Annotated in this window: 9 protein-coding genes; 2 read left to right on the top strand and 7 right to left on the bottom strand. The window is 58.8% G+C overall.

The features are described 5' to 3' along the window. Window positions 1–33 precede the first annotated feature (33 nt). The 4 genes from yfaE to ubiG form a co-directional block, all read right to left on the bottom strand. Window positions 34–294 carry a class I ribonucleotide reductase maintenance protein YfaE gene (gene yfaE / locus ACJ8MK_RS10215; protein ID WP_033635302.1) on the bottom strand — a complete coding sequence of 87 codons (261 nt, stop codon included), beginning with the start codon at window positions 292–294 and terminating at the stop codon, window positions 34–36. 3 nt (window positions 295–297) lie between these two features. Next, complete coding sequence (nrdB, locus tag ACJ8MK_RS10210; RefSeq protein ID WP_019453694.1) at window positions 298–1,428, bottom strand: class Ia ribonucleoside-diphosphate reductase subunit beta; 1,131 nt, start codon at window positions 1,426–1,428, stop codon at window positions 298–300. Between the two features lie 67 nt (window positions 1,429–1,495). Continuing rightward, window positions 1,496–3,784: a class 1a ribonucleoside-diphosphate reductase subunit alpha gene (nrdA, locus tag ACJ8MK_RS10205; protein ID WP_033635301.1), complete on the bottom strand. Its 2,289-nt coding sequence runs from the start codon at window positions 3,782–3,784 to the stop codon at window positions 1,496–1,498. A gap of 438 nt (window positions 3,785–4,222) precedes the next feature. After that, window positions 4,223–4,948 (bottom strand): bifunctional 2-polyprenyl-6-hydroxyphenol methylase/3-demethylubiquinol 3-O-methyltransferase UbiG, encoded by a 726-nt coding sequence (gene ubiG / locus ACJ8MK_RS10200; protein ID WP_004935909.1) that lies wholly within the window; start codon window positions 4,946–4,948, stop codon window positions 4,223–4,225. A gap of 212 nt (window positions 4,949–5,160) precedes the next feature. Here ubiG and gyrA point away from each other — a divergent pair, with 212 nt between their 5' ends. Together gyrA and rcsC are read left to right on the top strand one after the other, a co-directional pair. Further along, window positions 5,161–7,803 (top strand): DNA topoisomerase (ATP-hydrolyzing) subunit A, encoded by a 2,643-nt coding sequence (gene gyrA, locus ACJ8MK_RS10195; protein WP_004935906.1) that lies wholly within the window; start codon window positions 5,161–5,163, stop codon window positions 7,801–7,803. Window positions 7,804–7,966: 163 nt separating this feature from the next. Continuing rightward, the gene (gene rcsC, locus ACJ8MK_RS10190) at window positions 7,967–10,828 is read left to right on the top strand and encodes a two-component system sensor histidine kinase RcsC (protein ID WP_442517722.1); all 2,862 of its coding nucleotides are present in this window, start codon (window positions 7,967–7,969) and stop codon (window positions 10,826–10,828) included. Between the two features lie 61 nt (window positions 10,829–10,889). On the opposite strand, the gene rcsB is transcribed toward rcsC, so the two are convergent. From rcsB to ACJ8MK_RS10175, 3 genes are read right to left on the bottom strand one after another with little or no spacing between them, the layout of a single operon-like run. Beyond that, window positions 10,890–11,540, bottom strand: coding sequence for a response regulator transcription factor RcsB (gene rcsB / locus ACJ8MK_RS10185; protein WP_004935900.1), 651 nt, complete (start codon window positions 11,538–11,540; stop codon window positions 10,890–10,892). Next, on the bottom strand, window positions 11,533–14,235 hold the full coding sequence (rcsD, locus tag ACJ8MK_RS10180; protein ID WP_033653782.1) for a phosphotransferase RcsD: 2,703 nt from the start codon (window positions 14,233–14,235) through the stop codon (window positions 11,533–11,535). The genes rcsB and rcsD overlap by 8 nt, the downstream gene beginning before the upstream one ends. Before the next feature lie 20 nt (window positions 14,236–14,255). Next, a complete protein-coding gene (locus ACJ8MK_RS10175; protein ID WP_442517721.1) occupies window positions 14,256–15,410 on the bottom strand; it encodes an MFS transporter in 1,155 nt (384 codons plus the stop codon). Window positions 15,411–15,431: the final 21 nt, after the last annotated feature.

The raw sequence follows: 15,431 nt of genomic DNA, 5'->3' as shown, positions 1-15,431 counted from the left end.
CTGGTCTCCAGGCGCGGTTTCCGGCACCCAACCTTACATTTCCAGCTCGATATCCGTCAGCGGCATACAGCAGCAGGGCAGGATTTCGCCGGCGTTGATAAACGCCAGCGGCTGTTGGCGGTAGGCCACTTCGCCTTTCACCAGCTTCAGGCGGCAGGCGCCGCAATAGCCGGAGCGGCATTGGTACTCCACCTGCACGTCGTGCAACTCCAGCACGTCGAGCAGGCAGCTTTCACTGTTGGGGCAGGAGAGCTGCGTGCCGGCGGCGCGCAGCGTTACGATTGGCGTCGCCATCGCTTACAGTTCGAAGTCGCTCAGGTCGTCGGCGTTGATCTCCGAGTCGATCTGGCCAACCAGGTAGGAGCTCACTTCCACTTCCTGCGGCGCCACCTGCACGTTGTCGGACACCAGCCAGGCGTTGATCCACGGGATCGGGTTGGAGCGGGTTTCGAACGGCAGACCGAGGCCGACCGCCTGCATGCGGATATTGGTGATGTACTCCACATACTGGCACAGGATGTCTTTGTTCAGGCCGATCATCGAGCCGTCGCGGAACAGGTATTCCGCCCACTCTTTTTCCTGCTGGGCAGCCAGCACGAACAGATCGTAGCACTGCTGTTGGCATTCCTCGGCGATCTCCGCCATTTCCGGATCGTCGGCGCCGGAACGCATCAGGTTCAGCATGTGCTGGGTGCCGGTCAGGTGCAGCGCTTCGTCGCGGGCGATCAGCTTGATGATTTTGGCGTTGCCTTCCATCAGTTCGCGCTCGGCGAACGCGAAGGAGCAGGCGAAGCTGACGTAGAAGCGGATCGCTTCCAGCGCGTTCACGCTCATCAGGCACAGGTACAGCTGTTTCTTCAGCGCGCGCAGATTGACGGTGACGGTTTTACCGTTCACCTGGTGGGTGCCTTCACCCAGCAGGTGATAGTAGCTGGTCATCTCGATCAGATCGTCGTAGTAGCCGGAGATGTCTTTCGCGCGCTTCTTGATCTCTTCGTTGGTGACGATGTCGTCGAACACCAGCGCCGGATCGTTGACGATGTTGCGGATAATGTGAGTGTAGGAACGGGAGTGGATGGTCTCGGAGAACGACCAGGTTTCCACCCAGGTTTCCAGCTCAGGGATCGAGATCAGCGGCAGCAGAGCGACGTTCGGGCTGCGGCCCTGGATGGAATCCAGCAGCGTCTGATACTTCAGGTTGCTGATGAAGATATGCTTCTCGTGCTCCGGCAGCGCCTGGTAATCGATGCGATCGCGGGAGACGTCAACTTCTTCCGGGCGCCAGAAGAAGGAGAGCTGTTTTTCGATCAGCTTTTCGAAGATTTCATGCTTTTGCTGGTCGAAACGCGCAACGTTTACCGACTGGCCGAAGAACATCGGCTCTTGCAGCTGGTCGTTTTTGGTCTGAGAAAAAGTGGTGTAAGCCATAAGCCTGAATCCATCGTAACGTGGCTAAATGAAGGGGCCGGAAAATTCCGGCCCGCTAGGTCAAACTTTAGATCTTGCAGGCGCCGCTTTCGCAGTCGTCATCGCCGGCCTTGGCAGGCTGCAAATCTTCCTGGGCGTCTTCCGCACCGTCGCGGGTGTTTTGGTAGTACAGCGTTTTCACGCCGAACTTGTAGGTGGTGAGCAGGTCTTTCAACAGCTGCTTCATCGGCACCTTGCCGCCCGGGAAGCGGGTCGGATCGTAGTTGGTGTTGGCCGAAATCGACTGGTCGATGAATTTCTGCATCAGCCCCACCAGCTGCAGATAGCCGTCGTTGCTCGGCATTTCCCACAGCAGCTCGTAGTTGTCTTTCAGACGCTCATACTCCGGCACCACCTGGCGCAGGATGCCGTCTTTCGACGCCTTGATGCTGATGTGGCCGCGCGGCGGCTCGATGCCGTTGGTGGCGTTGGAAATCTGCGAAGAGGTTTCCGATGGCATCAGCGCAGACAGGGTCGAGTTGCGCAGGCCGGTTTCCTGGATCTCTTTACGCAGGGTTTCCCAGTCGTAGTGCAGCGGCTCGCTGCAGACCGCATCCAGGTCTTTCTTGTAAGTGTCGATCGGCAGGATACCCTGCGAATAAGTGGTCTCTTTGAACCACGGGCAAGCGCCTTGTTCCTGAGCCAGGCGGTTGGAGGCTTTCAGCAGGTAGTACTGAATGGCTTCGAACGTTTTGTGCGTCAGGTTGTTGGCGCTGCCGTCGGAGTAGCGCACGCCGTTCTTCGCCAGGTAATAGGCGAAGTTGATGACACCGATGCCCAGGGTGCGGCGGCCCATCGCACCACGGTGCGCGGCCTTGATCGGATAATCCTGGTAATCCAGCAGGGCGTCGAGTGAGCGCACCGCCAGGGTCGCCAGCTCTTCCAGATCGTCCAGGCTGTCGATCGCGCCCAGGTTGAAGGCCGACAGGGTGCACAGCGCGATCTCGCCGTTTTCGTCGTTGACGTCTTCCAGCGGCTTGGTCGGCAGGGCGATTTCCAGGCACAGGTTGGACTGACGCACCGGCGCGATCTGCGGATCGAACGGGCTGTGGGTGTTGCAGTGGTCGACGTTCTGGATGTAGATGCGGCCGGTAGAGGCGCGCTCTTGCATCATCAGCGAGAACAGCTCAACCGCTTTCACGCGCTTCTGGCGAATGCTGTCGTCTTTCTCGTACTGGGTGTACAGGCGTTCGAATTCGTCCTGATCGGCGAAGAACGCGTCGTACAGCCCCGGCACGTCGGACGGGCTGAACAGGGTGATGTCTTCGCCCTTGATCAGACGCTGGTACATCAGGCGGTTCAGCTGCACGCCGTAGTCCATGTGACGCACGCGGTTGCCTTCAACGCCGCGGTTGTTTTTCAACACCAGCAGGCTTTCCACTTCCAGGTGCCACATCGGGTAGAACAGCGTTGCTGCGCCACCGCGCACGCCGCCCTGCGAGCAGGATTTGACGGCGGTCTGGAAGTGTTTGTAGAACGGAATACAGCCGGTATGGAAGGCTTCACCGCCGCGGATCGGGCTGCCCAGCGCGCGGATGCGGCCGGCGTTGATGCCGATGCCGGCGCGCTGCGAAACGTATTTCACAATGGCGCTGGAGGTGGCGTTGATGGAATCCAGGCTGTCGCCGCACTCGATCAGCACGCAGGAGCTGAACTGGCGGGTTGGGGTGCGCACGCCGGACATGATCGGCGTAGGCAGCGAAATCTTGAAGGTGGAAATCGCGTCGTAGAAACGTTTGACGTAGTCCAGACGGGTTTCACGCGGGTAGTTGGAGAACAGGCAGGCGGACACCAGCATGTACAGGAACTGGGCGCTTTCGTAGATCTCGCCGCTGACGCGGTTCTGCACCAGATACTTGCCTTCCAGCTGCTTGACGGCGGCATAAGAGAAGTTCATGTCGCGCCAGTGATCGATAAAGGAATCCATCTGCTCGAACTCTTCAGCGCTGTAGTCTTCCAGCAGATGCTTATCGTATTTGCCCATCTCGACCATGCGCGTCACGTGAGCGTGCAGCTTCGGCGGCTCGAACTGGCCATAAGCCTTTTTACGCAGGTGGAAGATCGCCAGGCGAGCGGCCAGGTACTGATAGTCCGGCGCATCGCGGGAGATCAGATCGGCTGCGGCTTTGATGATGGTTTCGTGAATGTCGGCGGTTTTGATGCCGTCATAAAACTGAATGTGTGAACGCAACTCTACTTGAGAAACCGAGACGTTGTGTAATCCCTCTGCGGCCCAATCGATGACCCGGTGGATTTTGTCGAGATTGATGCGCTCTTTACGGCCATCGCGTTTAGTTACAAGCAGACTTTGGTTCATGTGGTGTTTTACCTGTCCGTATGGTGCCCCTAAGCAGAAGTGTAGTCGCTCTGCTCAGTATGTAAACACTATATATAGGGGTTGTATGTCGGTGAGGTAACAAGATAGTGAGAAAAAACGGCGTTTGCAAGTGAACAAAACCGGCCTAATTTGTGGATAACTTGGGGGTGAAATGTAACTTGCCGTTCGCAGTGCGCGCCGTGACTGGCGCGACAAGCTTGTCAATAAGCGCGATCAGATTTTACTGAAAAACTGAAAAAATCGATCGTTTGGCGCTTTATTAAACGTTAGAAAAAAACGGCATATTGATCTGATTTAATATTCTAAAAAACTGTTTACAACGGGTATTTTGAGCGAAATCGCGGAAATTAGGTATTTTTCCGAATACGCCAACGGCGCCGCCCCCCGGTAATGCAGGGCCGGCGCGGTTTACAGCGCTTAACCTTCGTGCTGGGTGTGCACCATGTAGTTCACGTCAACGTTGCGCCCAAGCTTGAAATGATCGGTGATCGGGTTGTAATGCAGGCCGATCATGTGCTTTTCGCGCAGTGGCGTGCCGTCGACCCAGCCGATCAGTTCGGAAGGGCGAATGAACTTCTTATGATCGTGGGTGCCCTGCGGCACCATCTTCAGCACGTACTCCGCGCCGATCACCGCCATCAGCCAGGCTTTGGTGTTGCGGTTGATGGTGGAGAAGAACACGTGGCCGCCCGGTTTCACCAGCTGGGCGCAGGCGCGCACCACCGAGGCCGGATCCGGCACGTGCTCCAGCATCTCCATGCAGGTGACCACGTCGTAGCGTTGCGGGTTGGCCTGAGCGTGGCTTTCCACCGTCTCCTGCACATAGGTGACGTCCATGCCGCTTTCCAGCGCGTGCAGCCGCGCGACCTGCAGCGGCTCCGCGCCCATGTCCAGCCCGGTCACCTTGGCGCCTTCGCGCGCCATGCTTTCCGCCAGAATGCCGCCGCCGCAGCCCACGTCGAGCACCTGCTTGTCAAAAATGCCGCCGGCGCGTTGCATGATGTAGTTCAGGCGCAGCGGGTTGATGCGGTGCAGCGGTTTGAACTCGCCTTCCAGATCCCACCAGCGGGAGGCGACGGCCTCGAACTTGGCGATTTCCTGGTGGTCAACGTTTTGCACTCGGCTGGATGATTCTGCGTTCATGGGCTTGTCTGGCTCCTTGTTCTCGTTGCGCGGATTATACATGTTCCGGCGCGGCATCGTCTGTGCCGATGCGTTTTTAGCGCACTTATCTGCACAATTTCCGTGAAACAGCGGCGGTTATTTTCCCGTAAAGCGTGCTTTGTGATATAGTTTTACACCTTTGCCACTATGGCAGCGGGCAGATGAATCATTAGTAGAGGGATAGCAGCTCCATGAGCGACCTTGCCAGAGAAATCACACCGGTAAACATCGAAGACGAGTTGAAAAACTCGTATCTGGACTATGCGATGTCCGTTATTGTCGGACGTGCGCTGCCAGATGTTCGTGATGGACTGAAGCCGGTTCACCGCCGCGTTCTGTACGCGATGAGCGTATTGGGTAACGACTGGAATAAACCATACAAGAAATCGGCCCGTGTCGTCGGGGACGTGATCGGTAAATATCACCCGCACGGTGACAGCGCGGTTTACGACACTATCGTGCGTATGGCTCAGCCGTTTTCACTGCGCTACATGCTGGTGGACGGTCAGGGTAACTTCGGCTCCGTCGACGGCGACTCCGCTGCGGCGATGCGTTATACCGAAGTGCGCATGTCCAAGATTGCTCACGAACTGTTGGCGGATCTGGAAAAAGAAACCGTCGACTTCGTGCCTAACTATGATGGCACCGAGCAGATCCCGGCCGTCATGCCGACCAAGATCCCGAACCTGCTGGTCAACGGCTCGTCGGGCATCGCCGTGGGCATGGCCACCAATATCCCGCCGCACAACCTGGCGGAAGTCGTCAACGGCTGCCTGGCCTATATCGACGATGAAAACATCAGCATCGAAGGGCTGATGGAACACATCCCGGGGCCGGACTTCCCGACGGCGGCGATCATCAACGGCCGTCGCGGCATTGAAGAGGCCTACCGCACCGGGCGCGGCAAAGTCTACCTGCGCGCGCGCGCGGAAGTGGAAGCCGACGCCAAGACCGGGCGCGAAACCATCATCGTTCACGAGATCCCGTATCAGGTGAACAAGGCGCGTCTGATCGAGAAGATCGCCGAGCTGGTGAAAGAAAAGCGCGTGGAAGGCATCAGCGCGCTGCGCGACGAGTCCGATAAAGACGGCATGCGCATCGTGATCGAAGTCAAACGCGACGCGGTCGGCGAAGTGGTGCTGAACAACCTGTATGCGCTGACGCAACTGCAGGTCACTTTCGGCATCAACATGGTCGCGCTGCATCAGGGCCAGCCTAAGCTGCTGAACCTGAAAGACATCCTCGAAGCCTTCGTGCGTCACCGCCGCGAAGTGGTTACGCGCCGCACCATCTTCGAACTGCGCAAGGCCCGCGACCGCGCCCATATCCTGGAAGCGCTGGCTATCGCGCTGGCCAACATCGATCCGATCATCGAGCTGATTCGCCGTGCGCCGACCCCGGCCGAAGCGAAAGTCGCGCTGGTGGCGCAGCCGTGGGATCTGGGCAACGTCAGCGCCATGCTGGAACGCGCCGGTGACGACGCCGCCCGCCCTGAGTGGCTGGAGCCGGAGTTCGGCATCCGCGACGGCAAGTACTACCTGACCGAGCAGCAGGCTCAGGCGATTCTGGATCTGCGCCTGCAGAAACTGACCGGCCTGGAGCACGAGAAGCTGCTGGACGAATATAAAGAGCTGCTCAACTTTATCGCCGAGCTGATCTTTATCCTGGAAAGCCCAGAGCGCCTGATGGAAGTGATCCGCGAAGAGCTGGTGGCAGTCAAAGAGCTGTACAACGACGGCCGCCGCACCGAGATCACCGCCAATACTTCCGACATCAACATCGAAGACCTGATCAACCAGGAAGACGTGGTGGTGACCCTGTCTCACCAGGGCTACGTGAAGTATCAGCCGCTGTCCGACTATGAAGCGCAGCGCCGCGGTGGCAAAGGCAAGTCTGCGGCGCGTATCAAAGAAGAAGACTTTATCGATCGTCTGCTGGTGGCCAACACCCACGATACGATCCTGTGCTTCTCCAGCCGTGGCCGCCTGTACTGGATGAAGGTGTACCAACTGCCTGAAGCCAGCCGCGGCGCGCGCGGTCGCCCAATCGTCAACCTGCTGCCGCTGGAAGCCGATGAGCGTATCACCGCCATTCTGCCGGTGCGCGAGTATGAAGAAGGGCGCCACGTGTTCATGGCCACCGCCAGCGGTACCGTGAAGAAAACCGCGCTGACCGAGTTCAGCCGCCCACGCAGCGCCGGCATCATCGCCGTCAACCTCAACGAGGGCGACGAGCTGATCGGTGTCGATCTGACCGACGGCAGCAACGAAGTGATGCTGTTCTCCGCCAACGGTAAAGTGGTGCGCTTCCCGGAAACGCAGGTGCGTTCGATGGGCCGTACCGCGACCGGCGTGCGCGGCATCAACCTCGGCGAAGGCGACAGCGTGATCTCGCTGATTGTGCCGCGCGGCGAAGGCGACATCCTGACCGTCACGCAAAACGGCTTCGGTAAACGTACCGCGGTGACCGAGTATCCGACCAAGTCGCGCGCCACCCAGGGGGTTATCTCCATCAAGGTGAGCGAGCGTAATGGCCAGGTGGTCGGCGCCGTGCAGGTGGAAACCAGCGACCAGATCATGATGATCACCGATGCCGGCACGCTGGTGCGTACCCGCGTTTCGGAAGTCAGCGTGGTGGGCCGTAACACCCAGGGCGTGACGCTGATCCGTACGGCGGAAGACGAAAACGTCGTCGGTCTGCAGCGCGTGGCCGAGCCGGTGGAAGACGAAGAGCTGGACAGCCTGGAGCCGGGCGCGGAAGCGGTGGAAGAAGACACCACGCCGCTGGACGATGGCGACGACGCGGCTGAGCCGATGGATGACGACAACGTTTAAAGCAAAGGGCGTCGGCATGCCGGCACCATGATGCACTGAGACAAAAGGGTCTGGCAGCGATGCTAGGCCCTTTTTCAGTTATATGGTTTAATTGGCGCACCGAGCCGCCGGCCGCCGCGCCGGCGACAGCGTGCGCCGCCACTGACTTTCGTATGGTATCCGATTGAAATACTTAGCCTCTTTCCGAACTACGCTGAAGATATCCCGCTATCTGTTCCGGGTACTGGCGATTTTGCTGTGGTCGTTGGGTGCGCTGCTCACCACCTTTTATATTCTGAATATCCTGCATCAGAAAGAATCGGACATCCGGCAGGAGTACAACCTCAACTTCGACCAGGCGCAGGGCTACATCCGCCACTCCGCTGACATCATTCGCGACATCAAGTATATGGCGGAAAACCGCCTCAACGGTTCGGTCAGCGGCCTGGACATGTTCAGCGGCGTGATCCCCGGCAAGGGCAGCCCGCCGCAATTCTTTCCGCTGTACCCGGAGTCCAACTGCGCGCTGAGCACCACTTATCGCAGTTCACTCGATTCGCTGAGCGGCCTGATCCAGTATTGGAAAGAGAACTTCGTGGCGGCCTACGATCTCAACCGGGTGTTCTTCATCGGCGGCGACAGCCTGTGTATGGCGGAGTTCGGCGGCGGCAACGCGAGCGCCAATCGGGAAAACATGCTGAAGTTGCTGCACGAGCGCATTCTGAAATACCGCAACGCCAAGAATCTCGACAAAGACAACAACCTGTATTGGATCAGCCCCAGCGCGCAGCGGCCGGACGTCGGTTATCTGTACGTGCTGACGCCTCTCTATATCGGCAACAAGCTGGAAGCGTTGCTGGGCATCGAGCAAACCGTTCGGCTGGAAGATTTCGTTACCGCCGGCAACCTGCCGATCGGTGTCACGCTGCTGGATGAGAACAACGAGCCGGTGCTGCGCCTGGCGGATGGCGAACGCTATGCCGCTGCGCTCAACAGCTACCCCGAAGAGCATGCCTACTTCGGTTATGTCGACAATTACCGCGACCTGATCCTGAAGAAAGCGCTGCCGCCTTCTTCGCTGAGCATCGTCTATGCGCTGCCGGTGAAAAGCGTGGTGGAACGCTTCAAAATGCTGATCCTCAACGCGCTGTTGCTGAACCTGTTGTCGGCCATCGTGCTGTTCACGCTGGCGTGGCTGTTTGAGCGCAAGATGTTCCTGCCGGCGGAGGACAACGCGTTTCGCCTGGAAGAGCACGAGCAGTTCAACCGCAAGATCGTCGCTTCGGCGCCGGTGGGCATCTGTATCCTGCGCATCAGCGACGGCACCAATATTTTGAGTAACGAGCTGGCGCATAACTACATCAACCTGTTGACCCACGAAGACCGCGATCGCATAACGCGCATCATTTGCGAACAGCAGGCGAATTTCGTCGATGTGATGACCAGCAACAACAACAACCTGCAGATCAGCTTTGTCCATTCGCGCTACCGTAACGAAGAGGTGGCGATTTGCGTGTTGGTGGACGTCAGCGCGCGCGTGAAGATGGAAGAGTCGCTGCAGGAGATGGCGGCGGCGGCGGAGCAGGCCAGCCAGTCGAAATCGATGTTCCTGGCCACCGTCAGCCATGAGCTGCGCACGCCGCTGTACGGCATTATCGGCAACCTTGATCTGCTGCAAACCAAGGCGTTGCCGCAAGGGGTCGATCGGCTGGTCAATGCGATGAACAACTCTTCCGGCCTGCTGCTGAAAATCATCAGCGACATCCTCGATTTCTCCAAAATCGAGTCCGAGCAGTTGAAGATTGAACCGCGCGAGTTCTCCTGTCTGGAGGTGATCACCCATATCGCCGGCAACTATTTGCCGCTGGTGGTCAAGAAACGTCTGGGGCTGTACTGCTTTATCGAACAGAACGTGCCGGAGCGCATCTTCGGCGATCCGGTGCGGCTGCAGCAGGTGCTCTCCAACCTGGTGAACAACGCCATCAAGTTCACCGATACCGGCTGTATCGTGCTGCAGGTCTGCACCCGCGGCAGCTACCTGGAGTTCAGCGTGCGCGATACCGGCGTCGGCATCCCGGAGAAGGAGATTTCGCGCCTGTTCGATCCGTTCTTCCAAGTGGGGACCGGCGTGCAGCGTCATTTCCAGGGCACCGGCCTGGGATTGGCGATCTGCGAGAAATTGGTCAATCTGATGGACGGCGACGTCTCCGTCGAGTCCGAGCCGGGCCTGGGCAGCTTGTTCAGCATTCGCATTCCATTGTTTAACGCCCAGTTCCCTATCCCGCAGGCCAGCGATACCTGGCAGGGGCGTCGGCTGTGGCTGGATATCCGCAATCAGCGGCTGGAAAGCTACCTGATGGCGATCCTGGGCGGCTACGGCGCCGATATCCAGCGCTATGACGGGCAGGAGACCGCCGCGGGAGAGGTGCTGCTCAGCGATCATCCGCGGATGCTGGATGCGCCGCTGCTGGCTCAGATCCAATTCTCCACCGAGCATATTGGCCCATCACAGGAAACCCGGCCGGGCTATTGGATGCACAGCACCTCCACGCCGCGTGAAATGCTGACCTTGCTCAACCGGTTGTTCGGCGTCGGCAGCGGCGCGGCAGAGGCGCTGGTGCAGCTGCCGGTGCCCGCCAAGGCCAGCGCGGCGGACAACGGCGATATTCATCTGCTGGTGGTCGACGATCATCCGATCAACCGTCGCCTGTTGTCCGATCAGCTGGGATCGCTGGGATATCAGGTGGTGACCGCCAACGACGGCGTCGACGCGCTCGGCGTGCTGAAACAGCATCGCGTCGATATTGTACTGACCGACGTCAATATGCCGAATATGGACGGTTATCGTCTGACGCAGGCGCTGCGGCAGATGCAGTTCAGCGCGCCGGTGATCGGCGTGACGGCGAACGCGCTGGCGGAAGAGAGGCAGCGTTGCCTCGAGGCGGGTATGGATAATTGCCTGTCGAAACCGGTCACGCTGGAGACGCTGGAACAGACGTTGGCTTACTACAGCCAGCAGGTGCGCTACAGCCGCAGCGAGGCTTGAAAAGCAAACAGGCACGGCGAATGCCGTGCCTGTTTGGCGTTAACCTGCCGTGAGTCAGGCGTTAGTCTTTGTCCAACGGCGTCATGCTGACGGAGGAGAGGTAGTTGAGCAGGGCGATGTCGTTCTCGACGCCCAGCTTCATCATCGCCGATTTCTTCTGGCTGCTGATGGTTTTGATACTGCGGTTGAGCTTCTTGGCGATCTCGGTCACCAGGAAACCTTCGGCGAACAGGCGCAGCACTTCGCTCTCTTTCGGCGACAGGCGTTTGTCGCCATAGCCGCTGGCGCTGATCTTCTCCAGCAGTTTAGAGACGCTTTCCGGCGTGAACTTCTTGCCTTTCTGCAGGGCGGCCAGCGCCTTCGGCAGATCGGTAGGCGCGCCTTGTTTCAGCACGATGCCTTCGATATCCAGATCCAATACCGCGCTCAGGATCGCCGGGTTGTTGTTCATGGTCAGCACGATGATCGACAACTGCGGATAGTGACGCTTGATGTACTTAATCAGCGTGATGCCGTCGCCATACTTGTCACCCGGCATCGACAGATCGGTGATCAGCACGTTGGCGTCCAGCTTGGACAGATTGTTGATCAGTGCGGTTGAGTCTTCGAACTCCCCAACGACATTCACCCATTCAATTTGCTCAAGTGACTTCCGGATGCCAAACAGTACGATAGGATGGTCATCAGCAATAATTACGTTCAGGTTATTCATGTTGTTGGCTACCTTGCTTCAGCAGTCTGCTGACGAAAAAATCAATCTGACTGATGTTATTCTCGATCTCGGGCGCATCACCTTCTGCGATGCGCTGTTCTAACGATTCGCACAGCTGCTTGCCGGGAAGCAGATTTAACATGGCAAACACGCCTTTCAGGCGATGTGCGGTTTGTGACAGCGCATTGAAATCACTGCTGCCCGCCTCAGTATACAGTTTTTTGACATCGTCGGGTACTGTATCGACAAACAGCCCATAGTAATCACTTGATTTCAATTGTTTTTCATAGAGTTGGATATCTTCTGAACTCAATGAAAGCGGGCTTTCTTCCTGTTCCAGCGCGGCCATTTGCTGTTCGATCAGTATCAGCACGGCGTCGATTAATGCGCCGTTCAGGTTGTAGTTCACCCGAATGTAGCGTTTATCCAGCGCTTGCCAACCCGGCTCATCGGTCGCCAGCAGCAGGGTGTAATCATCGGCTCGCTGCGGGTTATCGGTCAGCAGCACGTCATAATCGCGATTGACCGCGCGATCGTCGGCGACGAGGCAGTCGGCGCCGTAGGCCTGCAGCAGACGGGTCACGATGCCGCGCACTTCATCCGACGTGACGTCCAGCAGGGCGGTGACGCCGTCGAGCAGTTTTTCCTGCTCCTGCGGCTCTTTTTTCTCCATCTCCATGGCGACGCGAATGGTGTAGCGAGTGCCGATATCCACCTTGCTGCGAATGTCCAACTGGCCGTTAAGCTTCTTGCACAGCTGATTGCACAGGAAGAAGGTGAGGCCGGAACCGTGGTTGAAGCGGTCCACCAGCGTCTGGCTGAGGAACGGATAGTTGAGGTTGCTGATCTCTTCGTTGGAGATGCCGGAGCCGGTGTCGTTGATTTGGAAAATCAGGCGATCCGGGTGCTCTGGCTCATGGTCGACAACCAGGGAAATCTTGCCGCAGGCGGTGGTGATAATGGCGTAATGCACCAGCAGCGAGATCACCTTGCGCAGCGCGTTGGCGTCGCCGATATAGTTCTGCTCGACGTCCAGCTGGAAATGCTTGAACAGCGCCAGCCCCTTCTGATTAAGGGCGGGCAGGGCCTCCAACAGCAACTCGTCGATCATCGCCGTCGGGCTAAACGGCTCGCGCGAGGGTTGCCAGTCCTGGGTTTCCAGTCGGGTCAGCAGGGTGATGTTATCGATCAATTCCAGCACCGAAGCCGACGCCGCCGTCAGCTGGCCCAGCAGCGCCTGCTGCTGTTCCTCATCCGGCCGGCCGTGCAGACGATCGACCAGATCGTGCATCTGGCGTACCGGCTGATTCAGCTCAATGCCCAGGTTGTGCAGCATCAGCTTGCGCGCCTGAACGTTTTTGTCGTATTCGCGCCGTGCCTGCTGCAGCCGCTTGTTCACCATCACCTCTTTATCCTGATCGTGCATCAGGAACAGGTAGGTGTCCGGCGACAGCTGGCTGCGGAAGATGCGGATTTCATACACCTCGTTGTTGACCGTCGCCTGGATCACCCCGTGATGCTGTTCGGCCATATGGGCGATCTTTTGCAGACTGAGGTGCGGCAACAGGTGCTCGGCGATTTTATTGCTGGCGATCACCGCATTGTTGGCGAAGCTGTAGACCAGCAGGCCGGAAGGCAGGCTGGAGACGATTTCCTGATTCAGCGCGCGCTCGGCCTCCAGTTCCACCGCCATGTTTTCGCTCGGGCGAATGTACTGGCGGCGGATAAAGTAGATGCTCAGCATCGACAGCGCCAGCAGCAGCAAGTTGACCGCGATCAGCCAGATGTTGTTGCGCAGCAGGTCGATGGCCAGATTGATGGCCGAAACGCGATACACCACCTTCAGCGGCGCATTGGGCAGGGCGGCGCTGAACTCCACCCAGCCGCCGCTCATCGTCGCATGGGTGCCGAGGACGGTTTCCGCCGGGATGGTGCTGTCGTCGAGATCGACATCGTCCGGCTGCAGCAGGAAATTGGCGCGGGCCAGATTGGCCGGAATGATGTCGTTGATCGGCAAGTCGAAGGCGATCACCGTCGCCAGATGCCCTGGCTGATTGAAAGTGGTGCGAATCGAGAACGAATAGGCGTTCTGGAAGCGCTGCTTGCGCAGATCGGAAAAGCTCTCGCGCTCGTCGAGCATATTGGCCTGCTGCAGCATCTCGGCGCGGCGTTCGTCCGCCGAGGTGGTCAGGTAGCTTTCCCGAAAGCGCGAAGCCAGCTCTTTGAGCGGCTGGGTGGTGATCAGGCTGAGGCTGTTGTCCTGACCATTGAGGTAATACATGGCGTAGTTTTCGGTCTTGGCGCCCCAGCGGGTGTCCAGGTAGTCCGAGATGTTGGCGATCATCGCCAGCGTGCTCTCGTCATGGCTGCCGAAGATCACCGCGTCGGTTTTCTTGTGCGGTTTCTCGATATAATAGACGTCGGGCCGCAGGCGGGTTTCCTGCAAACCGGGATCGACATTCTGCGCCGGCGCATTGCCAAATTTGTCATAGACCTGATAGGTCATATAGCGGTAGGTATCGATGCGCTTTTGCAGCGAACCGGCAATGCTGTTCAGCGCGTACTTTTTTTCCGCCAGCCAGGCGTTGGTGTAGTTGTAGCCATACAGGCCGATGCCGATCGTCAGCAGCACGATAAACAGCAGGAAGCAGCGGGTAATGTTGCTGGAGCTGATGGTCAATTGTTTATTTTGCATAGTGGCTGCGCATTCCTGAATCAGCGAGTGACGGCCCTGGCGCTGGCGGCCACCGCCAACAGCAGAGCGGCTACGCAGGCGAAGGCCACCGTCAGGCTGGAAAACTGAGCGATGAAGCCGATCAGAGCCGGGCCGGCCAGAATACCGGCATAGCCGACGGTGGTGACGGAGGCGATCGCCAAATTGGCCGGCATGTCGCGCTGGTTGCCTGCAGCGCTGAACAGGATCGGCACCACGTTCGAGGCGCCCAGGCCGACCAGCATGAAACCGACCAGCGACACGGTGGCGTGATTGAAGGCGATGGCCAGACTCAGGCCGAGAGCGGCGCACAGGCTGCCCAGCAGCAACACCCGGTAGCGGCCCAGCGAGTTCACCACCCGATCGCCATTGAGCCGGCCGAGCGTCATGGTGATGGAAAACAGCGCATAACCCAGACCGGCCTGGCTGTGTTCGACGCCGCGCAATGTGGTGAGGAACAGCGCGCTCCAGTCGAGCATCGATCCTTCCGCCAGGAACATGATGAAGCAAAGAATGCCGATGAACATCACCCAGCCGCGCGGCAAGACGAACATCGGCCCGTCGTCGTCGGCGCCGCTCTCACGCAGCAGATGGCGGCTGGCGAGCGCCAGCAGCACTATCACCGCCAGTACGGTAAGCAGGGTGGATTGCAGTGGCGTCAGCCCCAGCCACAACAGCGCGCTGACGCCGCCGGCGCCGGCAATGCCGCCGATGCTGAAGAAACCGTGAAAGCCGGACATCATCGCCTTGCCGCTGGCGCGTTCGACGATCACCGCCTGAACGTTCATCGCTACGTCGATCATGCCGATCGCCGCACCGAACAGCAGCAGCGCCACGGCCATGCCGCCGAGAGAGTCCATCAGCGCCAGCAGCGGCAGATCGATGCACAATCCCAGCCCCGCCATCAAGATCACCGAGCTGCAGCCCAATTTGCCGGTCAGGAAACCGGTCAGCGGCATCGCCAGCATGGAGCCGGCGCCGATACAGAGCAGCAACAGGCCGAGCGAGCCGTCGTCGATGCCGATGCGCGCTTTGGCGAAGGGGACCAACGGCGCCCAGGCGGCCATGCCGAGACCGGCGACGAAAAAGGCCAGACGGGTGGCGATCTGTTGAGGAACGCCGGGCGTTTGCTGTTCATTGCACAAGGTGGCTGTCATGTAAGCGTCAGGATCTTGGGT

It is taken from the genome of Serratia sp. CY38905 (assembly GCF_052168875.1).
Classification (GTDB): domain Bacteria; phylum Pseudomonadota; class Gammaproteobacteria; order Enterobacterales; family Enterobacteriaceae; genus Serratia; species Serratia sarumanii.
Note: the sequence above shows the minus strand (reverse complement) of the source record. Positions and strands in the feature narration are given on the sequence as shown.

Excerpts from the sequence above, each read along its gene's own strand:
- ubiG (WP_004935909.1), bottom strand. The coding sequence starts at position 4,948 with ATGAACGCAGAATCATCCAGCCGAGTGCAAAACGTTGACCACCAGGAA.
- yfaE (WP_033635302.1), bottom strand. The coding sequence starts at position 294 with ATGGCGACGCCAATCGTAACGCTGCGCGCCGCCGGCACGCAGCTCTCC.
- nrdB (WP_019453694.1), bottom strand. The coding sequence starts at position 1,428 with ATGGCTTACACCACTTTTTCTCAGACCAAAAACGACCAGCTGCAAGAG.
- ACJ8MK_RS10175 (WP_442517721.1), bottom strand. The coding sequence starts at position 15,410 with ATGACAGCCACCTTGTGCAATGAACAGCAAACGCCCGGCGTTCCTCAA.
- rcsB (WP_004935900.1), bottom strand. The coding sequence starts at position 11,540 with ATGAATAACCTGAACGTAATTATTGCTGATGACCATCCTATCGTACTG.
- nrdA (WP_033635301.1), bottom strand. The coding sequence starts at position 3,784 with ATGAACCAAAGTCTGCTTGTAACTAAACGCGATGGCCGTAAAGAGCGC.
- gyrA (WP_004935906.1), top strand. The coding sequence starts at position 5,161 with ATGAGCGACCTTGCCAGAGAAATCACACCGGTAAACATCGAAGACGAG.
- rcsD (WP_033653782.1), bottom strand. The coding sequence starts at position 14,235 with ATGCAAAATAAACAATTGACCATCAGCTCCAGCAACATTACCCGCTGC.